10 protein-coding genes are annotated in these 22,694 nt (G+C 73.4%); all 10 read left to right on the forward strand.

Annotation, left to right across the window (positions count from 1 at the left end; translation table 11 throughout):
* Positions 1-17 precede the first annotated feature (17 nt).
* The 10 genes from CP983_RS44785 to CP983_RS24615 all read left to right on the forward strand — a co-directional run bounded on the left by CP983_RS44785 (position 18) and on the right by CP983_RS24615 (position 22,645).
* Entirely contained in the window at positions 18-8,060 is an 8,043-nt protein-coding gene (locus CP983_RS44785; RefSeq protein WP_229914782.1) for a non-ribosomal peptide synthetase, read from the forward strand.
* Positions 8,057-15,349, forward strand: coding sequence for an amino acid adenylation domain-containing protein (locus CP983_RS24575; protein WP_189748768.1), 7,293 nt, complete (start codon positions 8,057-8,059; stop codon positions 15,347-15,349). Before CP983_RS44785 ends, CP983_RS24575 begins: the two co-directional genes overlap by 4 nt.
* A gap of 50 nt (positions 15,350-15,399) precedes the next feature.
* Positions 15,400-15,606 (forward strand): MbtH family protein, encoded by a 207-nt coding sequence (locus tag CP983_RS24580; RefSeq protein WP_107905917.1) that lies wholly within the window; start codon positions 15,400-15,402, stop codon positions 15,604-15,606.
* A 2-nt stretch (positions 15,607-15,608) separates the two neighbouring features.
* Positions 15,609-16,604, forward strand: coding sequence for an ATP-binding cassette domain-containing protein (locus CP983_RS24585; protein ID WP_107905916.1), 996 nt, complete (start codon positions 15,609-15,611; stop codon positions 16,602-16,604).
* Complete coding sequence (locus tag CP983_RS24590; RefSeq protein ID WP_229914781.1) at positions 16,604-17,443, forward strand: ABC transporter permease; 840 nt, start codon at positions 16,604-16,606, stop codon at positions 17,441-17,443. The genes CP983_RS24585 and CP983_RS24590 overlap by 1 nt, the downstream gene beginning before the upstream one ends.
* Positions 17,444-17,545: 102 nt before the next feature.
* Positions 17,546-17,797 (forward strand): acyl carrier protein, encoded by a 252-nt coding sequence (locus CP983_RS24595; RefSeq protein ID WP_107905915.1) that lies wholly within the window; start codon positions 17,546-17,548, stop codon positions 17,795-17,797.
* A 29-nt stretch (positions 17,798-17,826) separates the two neighbouring features.
* Positions 17,827-19,056, forward strand: coding sequence for a beta-ketoacyl-[acyl-carrier-protein] synthase family protein (locus tag CP983_RS24600; RefSeq protein WP_125526283.1), 1,230 nt, complete (start codon positions 17,827-17,829; stop codon positions 19,054-19,056).
* A 9-nt stretch (positions 19,057-19,065) separates the two neighbouring features.
* Positions 19,066-20,193 carry a beta-ketoacyl synthase N-terminal-like domain-containing protein gene (locus CP983_RS24605; RefSeq protein WP_125526284.1) on the forward strand — a complete coding sequence of 376 codons (1,128 nt, stop codon included), beginning with the start codon at positions 19,066-19,068 and terminating at the stop codon, positions 20,191-20,193.
* Positions 20,190-20,918 carry a 3-oxoacyl-[acyl-carrier-protein] reductase gene (gene fabG, locus CP983_RS24610; protein ID WP_107905912.1) on the forward strand — a complete coding sequence of 243 codons (729 nt, stop codon included), beginning with the start codon at positions 20,190-20,192 and terminating at the stop codon, positions 20,916-20,918. Before CP983_RS24605 ends, fabG begins: the two co-directional genes overlap by 4 nt.
* Positions 20,918-22,645 (forward strand): phytoene desaturase family protein, encoded by a 1,728-nt coding sequence (locus CP983_RS24615; protein ID WP_150501810.1) that lies wholly within the window; start codon positions 20,918-20,920, stop codon positions 22,643-22,645. Before fabG ends, CP983_RS24615 begins: the two co-directional genes overlap by 1 nt.
* The last annotated feature ends 49 nt before the right edge of the window (positions 22,646-22,694 follow it).

Genomic DNA, 22,694 nt, shown 5'->3' on the forward strand with positions numbered 1-22,694 from the left:
TGACGGAGAGCAAAGCGATGACGACAAACCGAGGCGCCGTCCTCCCGCTCACCGCGGCGCAGGCCGAGATCTGGTTCGACGAGCAGTTCGCCACCGGTCCGCTCGGCTACAACATGGCCGACTACATCGACCTGCGCGGACCGCTCGACCCGGACCTGCTCGGCCGGGCGCTCGGCCGGCTGGGTCACGAGGCCGAGGGCCTGCGCGTGCAGTTCGTGGAGGAGGACGGCGCCCCCGGCCAGATCATCCGGCCGCTCGCGCAACTCCCGTTGAAGCGACTCGACTTCGCCGGCGAGCCCGAGCCGCTCGCCGCCGCCGAGGCGTGGATGCGCGCCGACCACGCCGACCCCCTGAAGGTCACCGACTTCCCGCTGTTCCGCGGCGCCCTGATCCACCTCGGCCCCGAGCACCACCTGCTCTACCTGTGCATGCATCACATCCTGGCCGACGGATTCAGCCGCGCCCTGCTCTACCCGAAGCTCGCCGCGCTCTACACCCGGCTCGCGGCCGGCGAGGACGAGCACGCCCTCGACGCCGACGCCATGCCGCCCTTCCACCGTCTGCTGGACGCCGAGCGCGACTATCTCGACTCGGCGCACGTCGAACGCGACCGCAAGCACTGGACGACCCGTCTCACCGCCGGCGCCCACGGCCCGGCACCCGAACTCGTCTCCCTCTCGGCCCGGCAGCCCGCCCCCGGCCGCAGCGCACTGCGCCACACCGCCCGGCTGTCCGCCGAGGCGACCGACGCGGTGCGCGCCCTCGCCCGGGACGGCAAGGTCACCATGCCCGTCGTCATGGTCGCCGCGGCCGCCGCCTACACGCAGCGCGCCACCGGCGTCGACCGCCCGCTGCTCACCCTGCCGGTGACCGGCCGGGTCGGCGCCGCCAGCCGCGAGATCCCCGGCATGCTCGCCAACTACCTGCCGCTCGCCGTACCGGTACGCCCCGACACCACCCGCACCCAGCTGCTGCGCCAGGCGTGGATCGAGGTGTCGGGCGCGCTGAAGCACCAGCGCTACCGCGGTGACCGCGTCCGTCGCGACATCGGCCTGCGCACCGACGACCGGCGCCCCTTCGGGCCGTTCATCAACGTCCTCAACCAGGACCCGGCGCTCGCCTTCGCCGACGCCTGCGACGGCACGATCGTCAACCTGTCCACCGGCATCGTCAACGACCTCATCATCACCGTCCTGAACACCGCCGACGGCACGATGGAGATCCACCTCGACGGCAACCCGGAGCTGTACACGTCGGCCGAGCTCGCCACCCATCTCGCCCGCTTCGAGGCCTTCCTCACCGACCTCGCGGCCCTGCCCGCCGACCACCCCGTCGGCCGGATCGGTCTCGGCGCGCCCGGCGAGCCCCGCGGTCTGCTCGGCACCTGGGACCGCGACGCCGAACAGGCTCACTACGAGGGGCTCGTGGAACGCGTACGGGCCGTCGCCGCGACCTCGCCCGACGTCGTCGCCGTGTCCGACGGCACCGAGAGCGTCACCTACCGCGAGCTGCTGACCCGCGCCGCCGGCGTGGCCGCCCGTCTGCGCGCCTCGGGCATGGAGCCCGGCGCGGTGGTCGCCATGCTCGCCGACCCCGGAGTTCCGTTCGTCGCCGGTGTCCTGGGCGTCCTGGGCGCGGGCGGCGCGTATCTCCCGCTGGACCCGGCCGCCCCCGCCGCCCGCAACGCGGGCCTGCTCCAGGACAGCGGCGCCCGCCACCTCCTTACCGGCACCGGCCACGACACCCCGGCCCCGGACGTCACCGCCCTCCCGCTCACCGACCCCGCCGACGCCACCTGCACGACCGAACTCCCCGCCGTCGGCGGTGGCCTCGATCTGGCGTATGTGATGTTCACGTCGGGTTCGACGGGTCGCCCGAAGGGCGCGATGGTGCAGCGCTCGGGGATGGTGAATCACCTGTGGGCGAAGGTGGGTGATCTGGATCTTGCCGCTGGTGAGTTGGTGGTGCAGAACGCTCCGCTGACGTTTGACGTTTCGGTGTGGCAGATGCTGGCTCCGCTGCTGGTGGGTGGTCGGGTGCGGGTGTCGGGTACGGAGATGGCGGCGGATCCGTCCGGGCTGTTCGCGATGGTCCGCGAGGAGCGGGTGGCGGTGCTGGAGGTGGTGCCCTCGCTGCTGCGGGCCGCCCTGGACGCCTGGGACCTGGACGAACGCGCCCCGGAACTGCCGGATCTGCGGTGGCTGATGGTGACCGGTGAGGCGCTGCCGGCCGATCTGTGCGAGCGCTGGCATGCCCGCTACCCGCGTATCCCGCTCATGAACGCTTACGGTCCGACGGAGTGCTCGGACGACGTCACGCACGCGGTCATCCGTGCTGAGGACGACCTCGGTGGCCGGGTGCCGATCGGTGGCGCGGTGCGCAACACCCGCCTGTACGTCCTGAGCGACGAGCTCCAGCCGGTTCCGGTCGGCGTCCCGGGCGAGTTGTACGTCGGTGGCGCCGGCGTCGGACGCGGCTATCTGCACGACCCGTCCCGCACCGCCGGCACGTTCATGGCCGACCCCTTCGGGCCGTCGGGTTCCCGTATGTACCGGACCGGCGACCGGGTGATCCAACGCCCTGACGGGCAGCTGGAGTTCATCGAACGCCGTGACCACCAGGTCAAGATCCGCGGTCGCCGGGTCGAGACCGGTGAGATCGAGGCCGTGATCCGCTCCCTGGAGAGCGTGGTGGACGCCGCGGTTGCCGTGTTGCCCGACGCGTCCGGCAATCCGCGTCTCGTCGGCTATCTGACCGGGCCCGGTGTGGACGCCCGCCAAGTGCGGGACGAGCTGGCGCAGTTGCTGCCCGCGTACATGATCCCGTCCACCTGGCTGGTCCTGGACGCCATGCCGCTCACGCCGAACGGCAAGCTCGACCGCAAGGCGCTGCCGCAGCCCGCGCTCGGCGGGCAGGAGTCGGTGCGTGGGCCGCGTACCGAGCGTGAGCGGGTGCTGAGCGGGATCTACGCGGAGGTGCTCGGCACCCGGGACGTCGGGATCGACGAGGACTTCTTCGCGCTCGGCGGCGACAGCATCCGTTCCATCCAGGTCGTCAGCCGCGCTCGGAGCGCCGGCCTCGCCCTGACCACGCGGGACGTCTTCGAGCACAAGACCGTCGCCGCCCTCGCCCGTGCCGCCGGCAGCCTCGACGCCGACGCGACGCGTGAGCCGGAGGACGACGCGGGCGGCGTGGGGCCGTACGAACTCACGCCGATCATGGGGCAGTTGCACGAGGATGCCAGGTCCCTGACCGGGCCCGTCGTCAAGTACAGCCAGCATGTCGTCGTGCATGTGCCGGCGGGGCTCGACGCCGAGCTGCTCGAGGCCGCCCTGCACGCCCTGGTCGACCACCACGACGCCCTGCGCACCCGCGCCACCGAACCGGCACCCGGACTGTGGCACACGGAGGTGCTGGAGCGCGGCGCGCTGGCCGGCGTACGGCTGGTGGCGAGTGCGGACGCGGGCGGCGCGCGGGGCAAGGACCTGCTCGCGTTCGCCGAACGCCAGGCCGCGGCGGCACGTGCCCGGCTGGACCCGGGCACGGCGGTGATGCTCCAGGCAGTGCTGATCGACCCCGCCGTCGCCGACCGCGGGCCGGTGGGGGCTGATCGCGCAGTTCCCCGCGCCCCTGAAGGTCGGCCCGGCGGCAGCCAACCCAGGGGCGCGGGGAACTGCGCGGCCAGCCACCGTGAGCCCGCAGCCGGCGACGTAACCGATCCCACCCCGCCCGGCACCGCCCTCCTCGTGCTGTGCGGGCATCACCTCGTCGTCGACGGAGTCTCCTGGCGCATCCTGCTGCCCGACCTGGCCGCCGCCTGCAAGGCGCTCGCCGAGGGCCGCACCCCCGCGCTCGACCCCGTCGGCACCTCGTACCGCGCCTGGTCCCGGCTGCTCGGCGAGCAGGCCCGTACCGAGGTGCGCGGCGCCGAACTCGCCCTGTGGCAGGGGATCCTGGACGGCCCCGACCCGCTGGTCGGCACTCGCCGCCTCGACCTCGCCAAGGACGTGTACGGCACCCGGCGCACCCTCCGTCTCGAACTCGGCCCCGACGTCACAGGCCCGCTCCTCACCGACGTCCCCGCGGCCTTCCACGCGGAGGTCAACGACGTCCTGCTGACCGGGCTCGCCCTCGCCGTCGCCGACTGGCGCCGCCGGCACGGCCACACCCACTACGCGCAGACCCTGATCGAGCTGGAGGGCCACGGCCGCGAACAGCTCACCGACGGCCTCGACCTGTCCCGCACCGTCGGCTGGTTCACCAGCGCCTTCCCGGTGCGGCTCGACCCCGGCGCCCTCGACTGGGACGAGGCGTGGGCGGGCGGCCCCGCGCTCGCCACCGCCCTCAAGCGGGTCAAGGAACAGCTGCGCGCCCTGCCCGACCGGGGCGTCGGCCACGGCCTGCTGCGCTACCTCAACCCGCACGCCGCCCGCGTCCTCGCCCGCCACGAGCGCCCGCAGCTCGGCTTCAACTACATGGGCCGCTTCGACGCCCGCGAGAACCGGCTGTGGGAACCCGCGGGCGGCGACGGCGTCGTCGGCACCGGCGCCCACCCCGCCATGCCGCTGCCGCACCTCCTCGACGTCACCCCGGCCACCGAGGACCGCCACGACGGCCCGCACCTGATCGCCAACTGGGCGTGGGCCGGGCAGGCGGTCGCCGAGGACGACGCCCGGGACATCGCCGAGACCTGGTTCCGCGCCCTGGACCTGCTGGTCCGGCACACCGCCGAGCCCGGCACGGGCGGCCGTACACCGTCCGACCTGCCGCTGGTCGACCTCACGCAGGACGAGATCGAGGCGTACGAGAGCGAACTCGCGGACGCGGGCACCGCCCTGACGGACGTGCTGCCGCTCACCCCGCTCCAGCAGGGCCTGCTCTTCCACGCGGACTACGACCGCGACGCCACCGACGTCTACACCCTCCAGATCGTCGCCGAACTGGAGGGCGACATCGACCCGGCCGTGCTGCGCGCCGCCGGGCAGGCGCTCCTCGACCGGCACCCCAACCTGCGCGCCGCCTTCCGCGCCCGCGCCACCGGCGACCCCGTCCAGCTCGTTCCCGACCACGCCGAACTGCCGTGGCAGGAGACCGACCTGCGCGATCTGCCGGAGCCGCAGCGCGGCGCCGAACTCGACCGGATCACCGAGTCCGAGCGCACCCGCCGCTTCGACCTGACCGCCCCGCCGCTGCTGCGGTTCGCGCTGGTCACCCACGGCGAGGGACGGCACCGCTTCATCTGGACCAGCCACCACATCCTCGTCGACGGCTGGTCGATGCCGCTGCTCGTGCGGGAGCTGTTCGCCCTGTGCCGCACCGACGCGGACGTCACACTGCTGCCCGACCCGGCCCCGTACCGCAACTATCTCGGCTGGCTCACCGGCCAGGACCGCGAGGGAGCCCGCGCCGCCTGGCGGGACGCCCTGGACGGCGTCGAAGAGCCGACCCTGCTCGTCCCCGCCGACCCAGACCGGGCCCCGGTCCTGCCGGAGGCCGTGCACGCCGAGGTGCCGCGCGAGCTGACCGCCGCCCTGTCCGGCTGGGCCCGCACCCAGGGCCTCACCCTCAACACCGTCGTGCAGGGCTGCTGGGCGCTGCTGCTGGGCCGGCTCACCGGACGCCAGGACGTCGTCTTCGGCGCCGTCACCTCCGGCCGCCCGGCCGAGGTGCCCGACGTCGAGTCGATGATCGGCATGTTCCTCACCACCGTGCCGGTCCGCGTCCCGCTGGACCCCGGCGCCACCCTCACCGAGCTGCTGCACACCCTCCAGGACCGGCAGACCGCGCTCATGCCGCACGAGCACCTGGGCCTCGCCGAGATCCACAAGGCGGCCGGGCTCGCGGGCGAGGTCTTCGACACGGTGGTCCTCTTCGAGAACTTCCCGCTCGACGCCGCCGGCACCGACACGGGCACCGACGGCGTCCGGGTGCTGCGCACCGAGGCCAGGGACGCCCGCCACCACCCGCTGAGCATGGCGGTCTTCCCCGGCGACACCCTTACCCTGCGGCTCGACTACGCACCCGACCGCTTCACCCGCGCCGACGTCGAGCGCGTCGCCCTGATGTTCCGGCACCTGCTGCGCACCGTCGCCGACCACCCCGCCCTGCCGCTCGCCCGGATCGACGTGACCGCCCCGACGACGCTCGCCGGACCCGGCACCCCCGGCGAACTCGGCGGTCTGCTCGGCACCTGGGACCCCTCGATCCCCGAGGAGAGCCTCGGTGTCGTGGAGCGGGTGCGCGCGGTCGCCGACCGCATCCCCGACGAGCCCGCGGCGACCGACGGCACGACCTCCCTCACCTACCGGGAACTCGTCGAGACGGCCGGCGGCCTCTCCGCCCGCCTCACCGCGGCCGGGGTCACCACCGGCTCCGTGATCGCGATGCTCGCCGACCCCGGCGTGCCGTTCGTGACGGGCGTGCTCGGCGTCCTGGGTGCCGGCGGCGCCTACCTGCCGCTGGACCCGGCCGCCCCCGCCGCCCGCAACGCCGGCCTGCTGCGGGACAGCGGCGCCGGGTACCTGCTGGTGGGGACCGCGTACGAGGCCGAGGCCCGCGAGATCACCGGTGACGTCACCGTCCTCGTACTGGAGGACACCCTCACCGACCGCGCCCTGCCGCCCGCCGTCGGCGGTGGCCTCGACCTGGCGTATGTGATGTTCACGTCGGGTTCGACGGGCCGTCCGAAGGGCGCGATGGTGCAGCGCTCGGGGATGGTGAATCACCTGTGGGCGAAGGTCGGGGATCTGGACCTCGCGGCTGGTGAGGTGGTGGTGCAGAACGCTCCGCTGACCTTTGACGTTTCGGTGTGGCAGATGCTGGCTCCGCTGCTGGTGGGCGGTCGGGTGCGGGTGTCGGGTACGGAGATGGCGGCGGATCCGTCCGGGCTGTTCGCGATGGTGCGCGAAGAGCGGGTGGCGGTGCTGGAGGTGGTGCCGTCGCTGCTGCGGGCCGCGCTGGATGCCTGGGACCTGGACGAACGCGCTCCGGAACTGCCGGATCTGCGGTGGCTGATGGTGACGGGTGAGGCCCTGCCGGCCGATCTGTGCGAGCGGTGGCATGCCCGCTACCCACGGATCCCGCTCATGAACGCTTACGGTCCGACGGAGTGCTCGGACGATGTCACGCACGCGGTGATCCGTGCCGAGGACGACCTCGGTGGCCGGGTCCCGATCGGCGGCGCGGTGCGCAACACACGCCTGTACGTCCTGAGCGACGAGCTCCAGCCGGTTCCGGTCGGCGTCCCGGGCGAGTTGTACGTCGGTGGCGCCGGCGTCGGACGCGGTTACCTGGACGACCCGGCGCGCACGGCCGGCACCTTCATGGCCGACCCGTTCGCCGGGCCCGGCACGCGGATGTACCGGACCGGCGACCGGGTGATCCAACGCCCCGACGGGCAGCTGGAGTTCATCGAGCGGCGTGACCACCAGGTCAAGATCCGCGGCCGACGCGTCGAACTCGGTGAGATCGAGGCCGCCGTACGGGGGCTCGACCAGGTGACCGACGCCGCCGTGGCCGTCGTACCGGACGCGTCCGGCAATCCTCGTCTGGTCGGCTATCTGACCGGGCCCGGTGCGGACGCCGGTCAAGTGCGGGACGAGCTGGCGCAGTTGCTCCCCGCATACATGATCCCGTCCACCTGGCTCGTCCTGGACGCCATGCCGCTCACCCCGAACGGCAAGCTCGACCGCAAGGCGCTGCCCGTGCCGGAGCGGGCCGACGAGGCGGAGCAGGCGCGCGGGCCGCGTGACGAGCGCGAGGAGATCCTCTGCGGGATCCTCGCCGAGGTGCTCGGCATGCCGGCCGTCGGCATCGACGAGGACTTCTTCGCCCTCGGCGGCGACAGCATCCGTTCCATCCAGGTCGTCAGCCGCGCCCGCACCGCCGGCCTCGCCCTGACCACCCGGGACGTCTTCACGCACCGTACGGCCGCCGAGCTCGCCCGCGCCGCGGGCGGCGTCGAGGCCGAGCCCGCCCCGGAGCCCGAGGGCGACCTGATCGATCTGACCGACGAGGAACTCGCCGATCTGGAATTCGAGTTGAGTGAGGATCTGTCGTGACCGAGCCCACAACCGGGTCGAAGAGCGGAGCCAGATCGAGGATCAGCGCGGTGCTGCCGCTCTCCCCGCTCCAGCAGGGCCTGCTCTTCCTTTCCTCCTACGACCGCACCGCCCCGGACCTCTACACCCTCCAGTTCGTCGCGGACATCGACGGCGACGCAGCCGACCTGGAGCGCCGGCTGCGCACCGCGTCCGCCGCGCTGCTGCGCCGCCACCCCAACCTGCGGGCCTGCTTCCGCAACCGCAAGAACGGCGAGCCCGTCCAGGTCGTCCCGCACGAGGACGAGGTGCGGCCGCCGTGGGCGGTGCACGACCTCACCGACCTGCCCGAGGAGGAGCGCGAGGCGCAGGCCCGGCGGATCGCCCGGGAGGACCGGCTGCGGCGGATCGACCCGGCCCGCCCGCCGCTGATGCGGTTCGCGCTGCTGCGGCTCGGCGAGCGCCGCTGCCGGCTGGTGTGGTCCGTGCACCACATCCTGGTCGACGGCTGGTCGCTGCCGCTGGCCGTGCGCGAGCTGACCCTCCTCGCCGACGAGCGGGGCGCGGCGGCCCTGCCCGAGCCGACCGCCTACCGGACCTTCCTGAACTGGCTCGGCACCCGCGACCGCGCCGCGGCCCGCACGGCCTGGGCGGGACTGCTGGACGGACTCGACGGGCCCGTGCGGGTCGCGCCGGAGGCGACCGGCACGGACACCGAACTGCCTCAGTCCGTACGGGACTTCCTGCCCGAGCGGGAGACGGCCGCCCTCACGGCCTGGGCGCGCGGGCGCGGGCTCACCCTCAACTCCGTGGTGCAGGGCTGCTGGGCGGTGCTGCTGGGCCGGCTCACCGGCCGCGAGGACGTCGTCCTCGGCGCCGTCACCTCCGGGCGGCCCGCCGAGGTGCCGGGCGTCGAGTCGATGATCGGGCTGTTCGCCAACACCCTGCCGGTACGGGCCGACGTGCGCCCGCAGCGGCGGGCGGGCGAGCTGATCGAGGAGCTGGCCCGGCAGCAGCTGGCGATGATGCCGCACGAACACCTGCCGCTCGCCGAGGTCCAGTCCGCGAGCGGCATCCAGGGCGAACTCTTCGACACCGTCCTCGCCTTCCAGAGCTACCCGCTGGACGAGGAGGGCCTGCGCCGGGAGACCGGCGGAGCGGTGAGCGCGGCCCAGGTGCACTCGGCCACCCACTACCCGCTGCACCTCACGGTGCTGCCGGGGGAGCGGCTGGAGATGCAGCTGGCGTACCGGAGTTCGGTGCCGGGCGCCGAGAGCGTCCTCGGCCGGCTAGTGCGGGTCCTGCGCCAGGTCGCCGACGACCCGGACGTCCTCCTCGCCCGGCTCGGCGGCCTCGACCCGGCCGAGGAGCGGCGGATCCTCACCGAGTGGAGCGGCACCGCCGAGTCCGGTCCGGCCCCCGCCCGCCGTACGACGATTCCGGAGCTGTTCGCGGAGCGGGCCGCGCGCACGCCCGACGCCGTGGCGGTGACCGCCGGCACCACGAGCCTCACCTACCGGGAGCTGGACGAGCGCGCCAACCGGCTCGCGCACCTGCTCGCCGCCCGGGGCGCCGGGCCCGAGACGTTCGTGGCGATCGCGCTGCCGCGCAGCGCCGACCTGATCGTCGCCGTCCTCGCGGTCCTGAAGTCGGGCGCCGCATACCTCCCCCTCGAACCCGCCCACCCGGCCGACCGCGTCGCCCACACCCTGCGCGACGCACGCCCCGTACTGCTGCTGACCGGCGCCGGCGCCGACGTGCCCGCGGCACCCGACCTGCCGCGCGTCGACCTCGCCGCCGCGGGGACCAGGGCCGAGCTCGCCGCCTGCCCCGCCACCGACCCCCGCGCGGCCGTGGCGCCCGAGCACGCGGCGTACGTCATCTACACCTCCGGCTCCACCGGCCGCCCCAAGGGCGTGGTCGTCCCGCATCAGAACGTGGTGCGGCTGCTCGACGCCACCGACGACTGGTTCGGTTTCGGGCCCGACGACGTGTGGACGCTGTTCCACTCCATCGCCTTCGACTTCACCGTCTGGGAACTGTGGGGCGCCCTGCTGTACGGCGGCCGTCTCGTCGTCGTGCCGTACGACGTCACCCGCTCGCCCGACGCCTTCCGCGAGCTGCTCGCCCGCGAACGGGTCACCGTCCTCAACCAGACCCCGTCCGCCTTCTACCAGCTGATGCGCGCCGACGCCGAGACGGACAGCGAACTCGCGCTGCGGTACGTGGTGTTCGGCGGCGAGGCCCTCGACATCGGCCGCCTCGGCGACTGGTACGCACGGCACGCCGACGACGCCCCGCGCCTGGTCAACATGTACGGCATCACCGAGACCACGGTCCACGTCTCCTACCAGGAGCTGGACGCCGCCACGGCCGCCGCCGGCGGGGGCAGCGTCATCGGCCGCGGCATCCCCGACCTGCGGGTGTACGTCCTCGACGGAGCCCTGCGCCCGGCGGCGGCCGGTGTGCCCGGCGAGCTGTACGTCGCCGGGCCCGGCCTCGCGCGAGGCTACCTGGGGCGCCCCGACCTCACCGCCGACCGTTTCGTGGCCTGTCCCTTCGGACCGGCCGGCGCGCGCATGTACCGCACCGGCGACCTCGGCCGGTGGCGGGCCGACGGCACCCTGGAATACCTGGGCCGCGCCGACCAGCAGGTCCAGCTGCGCGGTTTCCGCATCGAACTCGGCGAGATCGCCACGGTCCTCGGCCGCCACCCCGGCGTCGCCGAGGCGGCGGTCGTGGCACGGGAGGACCGCCCGGGGGACCAGCGCCTGGTGGCGTACGTCGTCTCGGCAGCCGAACTCGGCGCAGAACTCAGAGAGTTCGCGAGCACCCGCCTTCCCGACTACATGGTCCCGTCGGCCGTCGTACGGCTCCCCGCGATCCCCCTGACCGCCAACGGCAAGCTCGACCGCCGCGCCCTGCCGGCGCCCGAGTACGCCACCTCCGACCGCGCCCCGCGCACCCGCGAGGAAGAGGCATTGAGCGCGATCTTCGCCGAGGTCCTCGGCCTCGAACGCGTCGGCGTCGACGACGACTTCTTCGCCCTGGGCGGTCACTCCCTCCTCGCCACCCGCATCGTCAACCGCGCCCGCGCCGAACTGGGCACCGAGCTCGGCATCCGCGACCTCTTCGAGGCCCCGTCGGTGTCCGCGCTGGCCGCCCGAGTCCCGGCCGCCGCACCCGGCCGAACCCCCCTGGCCGCCCGCCCGCGCCCAGCCACCCTCCCCCTGTCGTACGCCCAGCAACGCCTCTGGTTCATCGAACACCTCGGCGCCCCCGACGGCCTCTACAACATCCCCCTCGCGGTACGCCTGTCCGGCCCACTGGACGTGCCGGCCCTGGAGGCGGCACTGGCGGACGTGGTGGCCCGCCACGAGTCACTGAGAACAGTTTTCCCGCAGCACAGCGCCCCAAAGGGGCGCGGGGAACTGCGCGACCAGCCACGACGGACCGGCAGCCGCGAGACCGCACAGCACGGCCCCACCTCACCCGCCGTCGGCCCCGCCGAACAGCGCGTGCTCCCGCCGGCCGAAGCCCCCGTCCCCCTCCCGGTCACGCCCGTCGACGAGGCCGCCCTGCCGGACGCACTGGCCACCGAGGCAGCCCACGGCTTCGACCTCGAGCACGAGGTCCCCGTCAGGGCCCGCCTCTTCACCCTCGCCCCCGACGACCACGTCCTCCTCCTCGTCCTGCATCACATCACCGCGGACCGCTGGTCCCTCGCCCCCCTCACCCGGGACCTGACCACGGCCTACGAGTCCCGCCGCAGCGGCCGAACCCCTGAACTTCCCCCGCCGGCCGTGCAGTACGCCGACTACACGCTCTGGCAGCGCGACCTCCTCGGCGACGAGTCCGACCCCGACAGCGAACTCGCCCGCCAGCTCGCGCACTGGAAGAAGGCCCTCGACGGCCTGCCCGAGGAACTCCAGCTCCCCTTCGACCTCCCGCGGGGCACCCGTTCCGGCCACCACGGCGGCCTCGTACGGGCCGACGCCCCCCGAGAGCTGGTCACGGCACTGCGGCACCTCGCGGCGGAGTGGGGCGTCAGCGTGTTCATGGTGCTCCAGGCCGCCCTCGCCGCCCTGCTCACCCGGCTCGGCGCGGGCACCGACATCCCGCTCGGCTCCCCGGTGGCGGGCCGCGCCGACGAGCGCCTGGACGACCTGGTCGGCATGTTCGTCAACACGCTCGTGCTGCGCACCGACACCGACGGAGACCCCGGCTTCCGCGAACTCGTCCAGCGGGTCCGTGAGTTCGACCTGTCCGCCTACCGCAACCAGGACGTGCCGTTCGAGAAGCTCGTCGAGGTGCTCAACCCCGAGCGGTCGATGTCCCGGCACCCCCTGTTCCAGGTGATGCTCGGCCACCAGCAGGAGGCCGACCTGCCGCGGGGCGCCACGAGCGGCGGCCTGTCCGTACGGCAGCAGGAGGTGCCCGGGGCCACCGCCAAGTGGGACCTGTTCTTCCAGCTCACCGAGGAGGGCACCGACGGTCTCTCGCTCGCCCTGGAGTACCGCACCGACCTCTTCGAGCCCGCCACGGCCCGCCGGATCGTCGACTCCTACCTGCGCCTGCTGGCCGCCGCGCTCGCCGAACCCGGCCTGCCCCTGTCCCGCCTGGACCTCCTCGACCCCGCCGAGCGCACCGACCTGCTGGCCCGCGGCACCCGCCGCACCGGCACCGAACGCACCACCCTCACCGAGCTGGTGGCCCGCCGGGTCGCCGCGGCCCCGGACGCGGTGGCCCTGGTTCACGCCGACCCCGACGGGGCCCTGGTCAGCACGACGTACGCCGACCTCGACGCCGCCGCCAACCGGCTCGCGCACCTGCTCGCCGGGCGCGGCATCGGCCGCGGCGACCTGGTCGCGCTGTGCCTGGAACGCGGACCGGCCACCGTGACGGCCCTGCTGGCCATCGCCCGGACCGGTGCTGCGTACCTGCCGCTCGACCCGGCGTATCCGGCGGAGCGGATGCGGGGGATGCTCACCGACAGCGGCGCCCGGCTGCTGCTGACCCAGGAGTCGCTGGCGCAGGCGCTGGAGCCGCTGCGGGCCGAACTCGTCGTCCTCGACGACCCCGCCGTCCGCGGCAGCCTGGTCCACCTCCCGGTGACCCCGCCCGACGTCGCCCCACCGGCCCCGGACGACCTCCTGTACGTCATCTACACCTCCGGCTCCACCGGCCGGCCCAAGGGCGTCGCCGTCTCGCACCGCGCCGCCGCACGGCTCGTACAGGGCCTGCCCGAGCTGGAGTTCACCGCTCGCGACACCTTCCTGTACTTCGCGCCGGTCGCCTTCGACGCGTCCACCTTCGAGATCTGGGGGCCGCTCACGCAGGGCGCCCGGCTGGCGATCTGCCCGCCGGGACCCGCCGACCCCGAGGCGCTCGGGGAGTTCTGCGGCCGGGCCGGGGTGAGCGTCGCCTTCCTCACCACCCAGTTCGTCAACGCGGTCGCCGACACCCGGCCCGCGGCGCTCGCCCCGCTGCGGATCCTGCTCACCGGCGGCGAGGCGCACTCCCGCGACCACCTCGAACGGCTGCGGGCCGCGCTGCCGGACACCCGCGTGTTCAACGTCTACGGCCCGACGGAGACCACCACCTTCGCCACCCTCCAGGACCTCGCCGCCGCCGAGGACACCCCGGTGAGTGTCCCCATCGGACTGCCCATCGGCGACACCTGCGCCTACGTCCTGGATGAGGCCCTGCGGCCGGTGCCGCGCGGCGTCGTCGGCGAGCTGTACCTCGGCGGGCCGGGCCTCGCCCTCGGGTATCTCGGGCGGCCGGCGGCCAGCGCGGAACGGTTCGTGGCCTGCCCGTTCGGGGAGCCCGGCGAGCGCATGTACCGCACGGGGGACCTGGTGCGCTGGGACTCCCGCGGCCGTATCGACTACGTCGGCCGGGCCGACCAGCAGGTGAAGATCCGCGGCTTCCGCATCGAACCCGGCGAGATCGAACGCCACCTGACGGCGCACGCCGAGGTCGCGCGGGCCGCCGTCCTCGCCCCCGCCGGGCCCGGCGGGCAGCGGCACCTCGTCGCCTACGTCGTTCCCGTGCCGGGCGGTCCGGCGCCCGAACCGGAGGCGCTGCGCGCCCACTTGGCCCGCACCCTCCCCGGCTACATGGTGCCCGGCGCCTTCGTCACGCTGGCCGATCTGCCGCTCACCCCCAACGGGAAGCTCGACGTCCGGGCCCTGCCGGCCGCCGAGGCCGCTCCCGTCGACCGTGTCGTACGGGCGCCGGGCACCGAGGCGGAGCGGGTGCTGTGCGCTGCGGTCGCCGAGGTGCTCGACGTGGGGCCGGTCGGACCCGATGACGGGTTCTTCGCGCTGGGTGGGGACAGTCTGAAGGCGATTCTGCTGGTCAGCGCTGCCGCGCGGGGTGGGCTGCGGATCAGTCTTGCGGCCGTTTTCGAGCACCGGACCCTTGCAGCTCTCGCCGGCAGTGCCGAGACGGGTCGTAGTTCGGGTGCGGCGCCGTCTGGGCTGGTCGCGCAGTTCCCCGCGCCCCTATGGGGCGCTCCCGTGCTGGCGATTCGCTCCACCGGCTCCCGCCCCCCGCTGTTCTGCGTCCACGGTGGGCTCGGCTTCGGGATTCCGTTCGTCGCGCTCGCCGAGCATCTCGATGCCGAGCAGCCCGTGTTCGCGCTCCAGGCCCGTGGGCTCGGCGGTGACGAGCCGTTGCCGCGGGATATCGCCGAGGTCGCCGACGAGTACGTGGAGCGGATCCGGGGCGTGCAGCCCAGCGGGCCCTACCACCTGCTCGGCTGGTCCTACGGCGGAGTCGTCGCCCATGAGATGGCGGTGCGGCTGCGGGCGGCCGGAGAGGAAGTGGCCTATCTCGCCAACCTCGACGCCTTTCCCGACGACGCGCGCGGCGCCGCGCCGACCGACGAGGAGTTCCTCGCTGACTTCCTCACCGAAGCCGGCGTCGGCACGGACGGCGTCGGCCGGCTCACCCCGGCCGCCGTCGCCGCGCACCTCGCGCGCACCGGCGGCCCGCTCGCCGGGCTCGGCGAGGCGACGCTGGAGCGGCTGATCGGCGTCATGCGCAACAACCTCGCACTGTTCCAGCGGTTCACGCCCGGCCGGTTCGACGGCTGCCCCATGACGCTGTTCCTGGCGACCGGCGGCGGCCTCGGCCAGGAGGAACGCGCACTGCGCACCAAGAGCTGGGAGCCGCACCTCGCCGGGGCCCTCGACGCGTACGACGTCGACTGCGGCCACCAGCAGATGCTCGGCCCCGGTCCGGCGGCGGTCATCGGCCGTCGCGTCGAGCGAGACCTCGCCGCGCTGACGGCCGCCCGCTGAAACCACGTACCCGAATGTCCGACCCATCCGCACAGATCTGGAGAACCGTCATGGCCAACCCCTTCGACAACGAGGACGGCACCTTCCTCGTCCTCGTCAACGACGAGGGGCAGCACTCCCTGTGGCCGTCCTTCGCCGCCGTGCCCGACGGCTGGCGGGTGGCGCTCGACGCGAGCGACCGGGCCACCGCCGTCGCCCACGTCGAGAGCAACTGGACCGACATGCGTCCGCTCAGCCTCCAGCGGCAGGCGGGCTGAGCGTGTCCTCGTCCGACATAGCCATCCTCGCCGAGGGCCTCGGCAAGACGTACCGGTCGCACACCGCGCTGCACGGCATCGACCTGTCCGTGCCGGCCGGCAGCGTGCTCGGGGTGCTCGGGCCCAACGGCGCCGGCAAGACGACCACCGTGCGGATCCTCGCCACCCTCGTCCAGCCGACCGCCGGGCGGGCCACCGTCGCCGGGCACGACGTCGTGCGCGACAGCGTCGAGGTGCGCCGCCGCATCGGGCTCGCCGGGCAGTACGCGGCCGTCGACGAGCTCCTGACGGGCCGCGAGAACATCGTGCTCCTCGCCAGGCTGCTCCGGTTCGGGCGGCGCGGAGCCGCCCGGCGCGCCACCGAACTGCTCGAACGCTTCGAGCTCACCGAGGCCGCCGACCGTCCCGTGGGCACCTACTCCGGCGGGATGCGCCGCCGGCTCGACCTGGCCACCTGCGTCATCGGCGAGCCCGAGGTGCTGTTCCTCGACGAGCCGACGACGGGGCTCGACCCGACGAGCCGGGTCGTCCTGTGGGACGTGGTGCGCGACCTGGTCGCCGACGGCGTGACCATCCTGCTCACCACCCAGTACCTGGAGGAGGCCGACGAACTCGCCGACCGCATCGCCGTGATCGACGCCGGACGCGTCATCGCCGAGGGCACCCCGCAGTCCCTCAAGCGGCAGGTCGGCAGCGAACGCCTCGAGGTCACCGTGGCCCGCCCGGAGAGCCTCGGCGACGCGGTGGCCGCCCTGGCCTCGCTCGGCGGCCGGCCCCCGGTCGTCGACGAGGCCGCCCGCCGAGTCTCGGTCCAGCTGGGCGACGACGGCCTGGACGAGGTGTCCCGCGCCGCCCTGGCGCTGCGCGAGAAGGGCGTCGCCACCGCCGACTTCGAACTGCGCAAGCCCACCCTCGACGACGTCTTCTTCGACCTCACGGGCACGGGCCGCAAGGAAGGGACCGAGGAGACCCGGTACCGGAAAGAGGAGATCCACTGATGGCCACGGCAACCGCGACCCGCCCCGCACCCTCCGGCGGCGCGTTCGCCGGGCACGTCGGCGACACCCTCGCGCTGGCCGGCCGGCACCTGACGCACCTGCGGCGCTCGCCCGGCCGGCTGATCCTCGTCACCATGAACCCGCTGGTGATGCTGATCGCCGTCGGCTACCTGTTCCGCAACTCCATGCAGGTCCCCGGAGGCGTCGCCTACGAGGACTTCATCATGGCCGGCATCGCCATCCAGGTCGGCCTGACCAGCGTCGGCCCCACCGCCATCGGCGTCGCCCTCGACCTGCGGCACGGCCTCGTGGACCGGTTCCGCTCGCTGCCGATCTCACCGGCCTCGGTGCTCGTCGGCCGCACCCTGTCCGACCTGTTCGTCGGCGCCGTCAGCCTCACCACGGTGTCCCTGGTCGGCCTCGCCGTCGGCTGGCGCCCGCACGAGGGCGTGCTGCGCACCGCCGCCGGATTCGGCGTCCTGCTCGCCTTCGTCTACGTGATGCTCTGGGTCGGAATTCTCCTCGGCACCACACAGAAGAACATCGAGGCCATCGACGGCACCGGCGCGCTCGTCCTCGTCGTGTTCAGTTTCCTTTCCAACGCCTACGTCTCGGTGAGCGGCCTGCCCGGCTGGCTGCGCCCGGTCGCCGAATGGAATCCGGTGACGTCCGTCATCACCACCTGCCGACGGCTGTGGGGCAATGACCCCGCGGGCGCAGCCGGCAGCGGATTCCCCGCCGAGCACCCCGGTCTGGTCACCGCCATCACCCTGTCCGCGCTGCTGGTCGTGGCGGTCGCGGGGAGCGTACGGGGCTTCCGGCGGGCCGTCGGACGCTGACCGGCAACCCCTGTCAGCGGTCCATCAGTTGGACGTCAGCGCGCAGTCACCGGCGCTGGCTAATTTCGTGCCAGAGCTGAACCTGAAGAGAGGAACGAACAAATGACCACGGTCGCACCCCAGCACCTCTCCCGTATCCGGGAAATCATCGCCGAAAACATCGACGTCGACCTCGACGGGCTTTCCGACACCGCCCTGTTCATCGACGAACTCGGCGCGGACTCGCTGAAGCTCATCGACGTCCTCAGCGCCCTGGAGATGGAGTACTCCATCGTCATCGACATGAACGAACTGCCCAAGATGACCAACGTGGAGGCCACTTACCAGGTGACCGCCGCGGCCGCCGGTTGGTGAGCAGAACCCACGGGGGGAGGAGAACCCACATGTCCACCGCAACCGCACGCCGCCGGGTCGTCCTGACCGGCTTCGGGGTGATCTCCAGCATCGGCACGGGGGTCGAGGAGTACACGGCGGGGCTGCGGTCCGGCCGCTCCGGAGCGCGGCCCATCACCCGGTTCGACACCGAGGGCTTCGGCCAGAACACCGCCTGCGAGGTCCCCGACTTCGAGCCCGGGCGCTGGATCCACAACGTCCCCCTGGACGACATGGGCCGCGCCGGCCAGTACGCGGTCGCCGCCGCGCGGATGGCCGTCGACGACGCCGGGCTCACCGAGGACGACCTCGGCGAGCGGCAGGCCGTCATCACCGTCGGCACCACCGACGGGGAGTCGCACGACATCGCCGTGCTGCTGGAGCAGGAGCTGGCCGCCGGGGACCCGGAGGCGATGGACCCGGTGCTGTCCCGCCGTATCAACGCGGGCCGGCTGTCCACCGTCATCGCCCGCGAGCTGCGCATGCCGAACGTGGAGGCCACCACCGTCACCACGGCCTGCGCGGCCGGCAACTACTCCATCGGCTACGGCCTGGACTCGATCCGCTCCGGCGAGGTCGACATCGCGCTGTGCGGCGGCGCGGACGCCGTGTGCCGCAAGGCGTTCGCCCTGTTCAAGCGGTTCGGGGCGCTCACCCCCGACGTGGTGCGGCCCTTCGACAAGGACCGCCAGGGCATCCTCACCGGCGAGGGCGCCGGCATCCTCGTCCTGGAGAGCCTGGAGTCCGCCCTCGCGCGCGGCGCCCGGATCCACGCCGAGGTCCTCGGCTACGGCCTGTCCTGCGACGCCGCGCACCCCACCGCGCCCAACCGCGACGGCATCGCCCGCGGCATCCGCCTCGCCCTCGACGACGCCGGCGTCAAGCAGGAGGAGATCGACTTCATCTCCGCGCACGGCACCGGCACCAAGGCCAACGACAAGACCGAGTCGGCCGCCATCGTCGACGTGTACGGCGACGCCCCGCCGCGCACCGTCGCCGTGAAGTCGATGCTCGGTCACTCGATGGGCGCGGCCAGCGCGCTCGGCGCCATCGCCTGCGGCCTCGCCATCGAGCACGGGTTCATCCCGCCCACCATCAACCACCGCGAGACCGACCCGGACTGCCCGCTCGACGTCGTGCCCAACCAGGCCGTCGAGGCGGACGTGCGGATCGTGCAGAACAACTCCAGCGCCTTCGCCGGCAACAACGCCGTCCTGATACTCGGCACGTACGGGGAGTGAGTGACGACCATGAGCACCGCAACAGCCAGACCGGAGGCCACGCTGCCGCCCGGCACACCCGTCATCACCGGCTGGTCGGCGGTCTCGCCGTACGGCATCGGCCGTGAGGAGTTCGCCGCCGGGGTGCGCGCCGGGGCCAAGACGGCCGTCAAGGCGGACGCGGGCCTCGGACCGCTGCCGTCGTCCGACGTGTGCACGGTGCCCGGCTTCGACATCCAGGAGCAGCTCGGCCCGCGCGGCACGGCCAAGATGGACCGGCTCACCGCGCTCGCCCTGGTCGCCTCCGACGGACTGCTCCTGGACGCCGACGGCAACCGGGCCGTGGCCACCGACGAGCTGACCGGTGTCGTCCTCGGCATCACCATGGGCAGCCTGGAGAACGTCACCGACTTCCTGCGCCAGTCGTACACCAACGCCCGCCCCTTCTACGTCGACGCGGGCCGCATCCCCTTCGGCAGCCTCAACCACGCCGCCGGTGCCACCGCCATCCGGCACGACCTCAAGGGTCCCAACACCACGGTCGCCGGCGGTCGGGTCAGCGGGCTCCTCGCACTGAACTACGCGCGTCGCCTGATGGGTCAGGGCCGGGCGACGAAGTATCTGGTGGGCTCCGCCGAGGAGTTCTCCGCCGCGCACGCCTGGTTCGAGCACACCGCCACCGCTTCCGGCGACCCGGCCCCGCTGCTCGGGGAGGGCTGCGGACTGTTCCTGGTCGAGCAGGCGGAGGCCGCCGAACGCCCGCCGCTGGCCGCCGTGCTGAGCGTGGAGACCCGCGTCGACATCGACGACGACCCCGGCGCGGCCGTCACCGCCTGCGCCCGCCGCGCCCTTCAGCGGGCCGGCGTCGACGCCGGCGAGGTGTGGGCGGCCGTGCCGTGTGCCGCGCCCACCGCCGCCGGACGCGCCGAGCACGAGGCCCTCGCCGCGCTGGTGCCCGCCGACGCGCTGTCCCGCGTGCCGTCCATGGAACTGCTCGGCGACACCAGTGCCGCCTCCGCGTCCTTCCAGATCGCCGCGGTGCTCGCGGTCGCCGAGGCCGACGCGGACTCCCGGGGCCGTACCGCCCTGGTCTCCGCCGTCGACCGTGACGGCGCCGTCGCCGTGGCGGTCCTGCGACTGATGGGGGAGCAGCGATGATCGCGCTGGTCAGCGGCGGTTCCCGGGGCATCGGCAGGTCGATCGTGCTGCGCCTGGCGCGGGACGGGCACGACGTCGCCTTCTGCTACCGCTCCAACGAGGACGCCGCCGAGCGCCTCGCCAAGGAGGCCGCCGAGCACGGCACCCGGGTCACCGCGACCCGCTGCGACGTCGCCGACGGGGACGACGTACGCGACTGGTTCACCCGCACCGAGCGTGAGCTCGGCCCCGTCGACGCGGCCGTCACCTCCGCCGGCATCACCCGGGACCGGCCACTGGTGCTGATGCCCGAGGACGACTGGAACCAGGTGCTGCGCACCAACCTCGACGGCGTGTACCACGTGTGCCGGGCCGCCGCGTTCTCCATGAGCAAGCGCAAGTCGGGCGCCATCGTCAACCTGTCGTCGGTCGCCGGGGTCTACGGCAACGCGGGCCAGGCCAACTACGCCGCCTCCAAGGCCGGGATCATCGGCTTCACCAAGTCCCTCGCGAAGGAGTGCGGGCCGCGCGGTGTGCGCGCCAACGTGGTCGCGCCGGGCCTCATCGAGACGGACATGGTCGGCGAGATGCCGGAGGCGGTGCTCCAGAAGCAGCTGAAGAACGTGGCGCTGGGCCGCCTCGGCCGGCCCGAGGAGGTGGCCGACCTGGTCTCCTTCCTGGTGTCGGAGCGGGCCGCGTACATCACCGGATCGGTCTTCGAGATCCACGGCGGCGGCACCTTCTGATGAGCAGCAGAACGCGAGAGCACAAGCGCGGCGCACAGGACCTCGACGGCCGGCACTTCGACGCGATCGTCGTCGGCAGCGGCATCGGCGGCCTCGTCGGCGCCGGATATCTGGCCGCCGACGGCCGCCGGGTCCTCGTCCTCGAACAGCACGACGTGGCGGGCGGCAACGCGCATGTGTTCCGCCGGCGCCGCAAGTACGAGTTCGACGTCGGCACCCACTACCTCGGCGACTGCGGCGAGGACGGACTGCTGCCGGCCGTCCTGAACGGGCTCGGCGTGCGCGACCGGGTGAGCTTCCGCCCCATGGACAACGAGGGCGGCTTCGACCGGATCATCACGCCCACGGCAACCGTGGACGTCCCCGCCGGCTGGGAGGCGTACCGCACCCGCCTCAAGCAGGCCCTGCCCGCCGAGGCCGACCGCATCGACCGCTTCATCGACCTCGCGACCGCCGTGGCCGGCGCCAGCCGGGCCGGGCTCATGGGCGAGTCGATGGTCGAACTGTTCCGCCGGTCCCCGGGGACCATGCGCTGGACCCGCCGCACCCTCGGCATGGCGCTCGACCACTGCGAGCTGTCCCCGAAGGGCCGCACCCTGCTGGCCGCGCAGGCCGGCAACTACGGCGCCATGCCCGACGGGATCGGCTTCGCCGAGCACGTCAACATCATGGACCACTACCTGCGCGGGGCGTACTACCCCGAGGGGGGCGGCCAGACCCTCGTCGCCGCGTTCGTGGAGGCCCTCGAGTCCTACGGCGGAGAACTGCGCACCCGCAGCGAGGTGCGCCGCATCCTCATCGACGACGGCCGCGCCACCGGCGTCGAACTCGCCGACGGGCAGAAGGTGTTCGCGCCGCTCGTCGTCTCCAACGCCGACTACCGGCGCACCGTCCTCGACCTGTGCGGCGGGGAGGAGTCCTTCTCCGCCGACCTCGTGGCCCGGACCCGCGGGGCGACCATGCGCAGCGCGGTCGTCGCCGTGTACGTCGCACTCGACACCGAGCTGGAGGGCCTGCCCAACGCCAACATCTGGTGGCACGACAGCGACGACATGGAGTACGCCCACGCCTCGGTCCAGGAACGCTACGAACGCGACGGCGTCTTCGACCGCGTGCCCCAGCTCGCCTTCTCCTTCGCGTCGCTGAAGGACTCCGGCTCCGCGGCCGTGTGCCCGCCCGGGCACAGCAACTTCCAGCTGATGACGGGCTGCCCGCCCGGCTACGGGTTCTGGGGCGTCGGCGCCGGCCCGGTCGACGGCGAGCCCTACCGCCGCAACCCCGCCTACCTCGCCCGCAAACGCGAGGTCACCGAGCTGATCCTGGACGCCGCCGAGAAGGTCCTCGGCCCGATCCGGGACCGCATCACCCATGTGGAGACGGCGACCCCGCTCACCAACGAGCGCTACATCCGCGCCAGCGGCGGCACCCCGTACGGCATGGCCAGCTGGGGCTCCGAGGGCCGCCGTCCCGACGTGCGCACCGACGTCGAGGGCCTGTACGTCGTCGGACAGAACGTCCGCTACGGCAGCGGTGTCGGCGGTGTCGCCACCGGCGGCATGGCCGTGGCCTCGCAGATCCTCGACCGGCCGCTGCTGGCCGAGGTGTACGCAGGCACCGTGCTCGGCGACCCGGCCAGGCTGCCCGAACGACGCGCGGACTGGGACCCGTTGCTGGTGTCCCGGGGACGTGCGCGGCACGGCGCGAAGGGGCTCGCGCGCATCGGCTGACGGCCGCGCCCCGAGTCCCGTACGACCTTCCCTCACTTCTCAGGAGCAG

The organism is Streptomyces chartreusis (genome assembly GCF_008704715.1).
Lineage (GTDB): Bacteria > Actinomycetota > Actinomycetes > Streptomycetales > Streptomycetaceae > Streptomyces > Streptomyces chartreusis.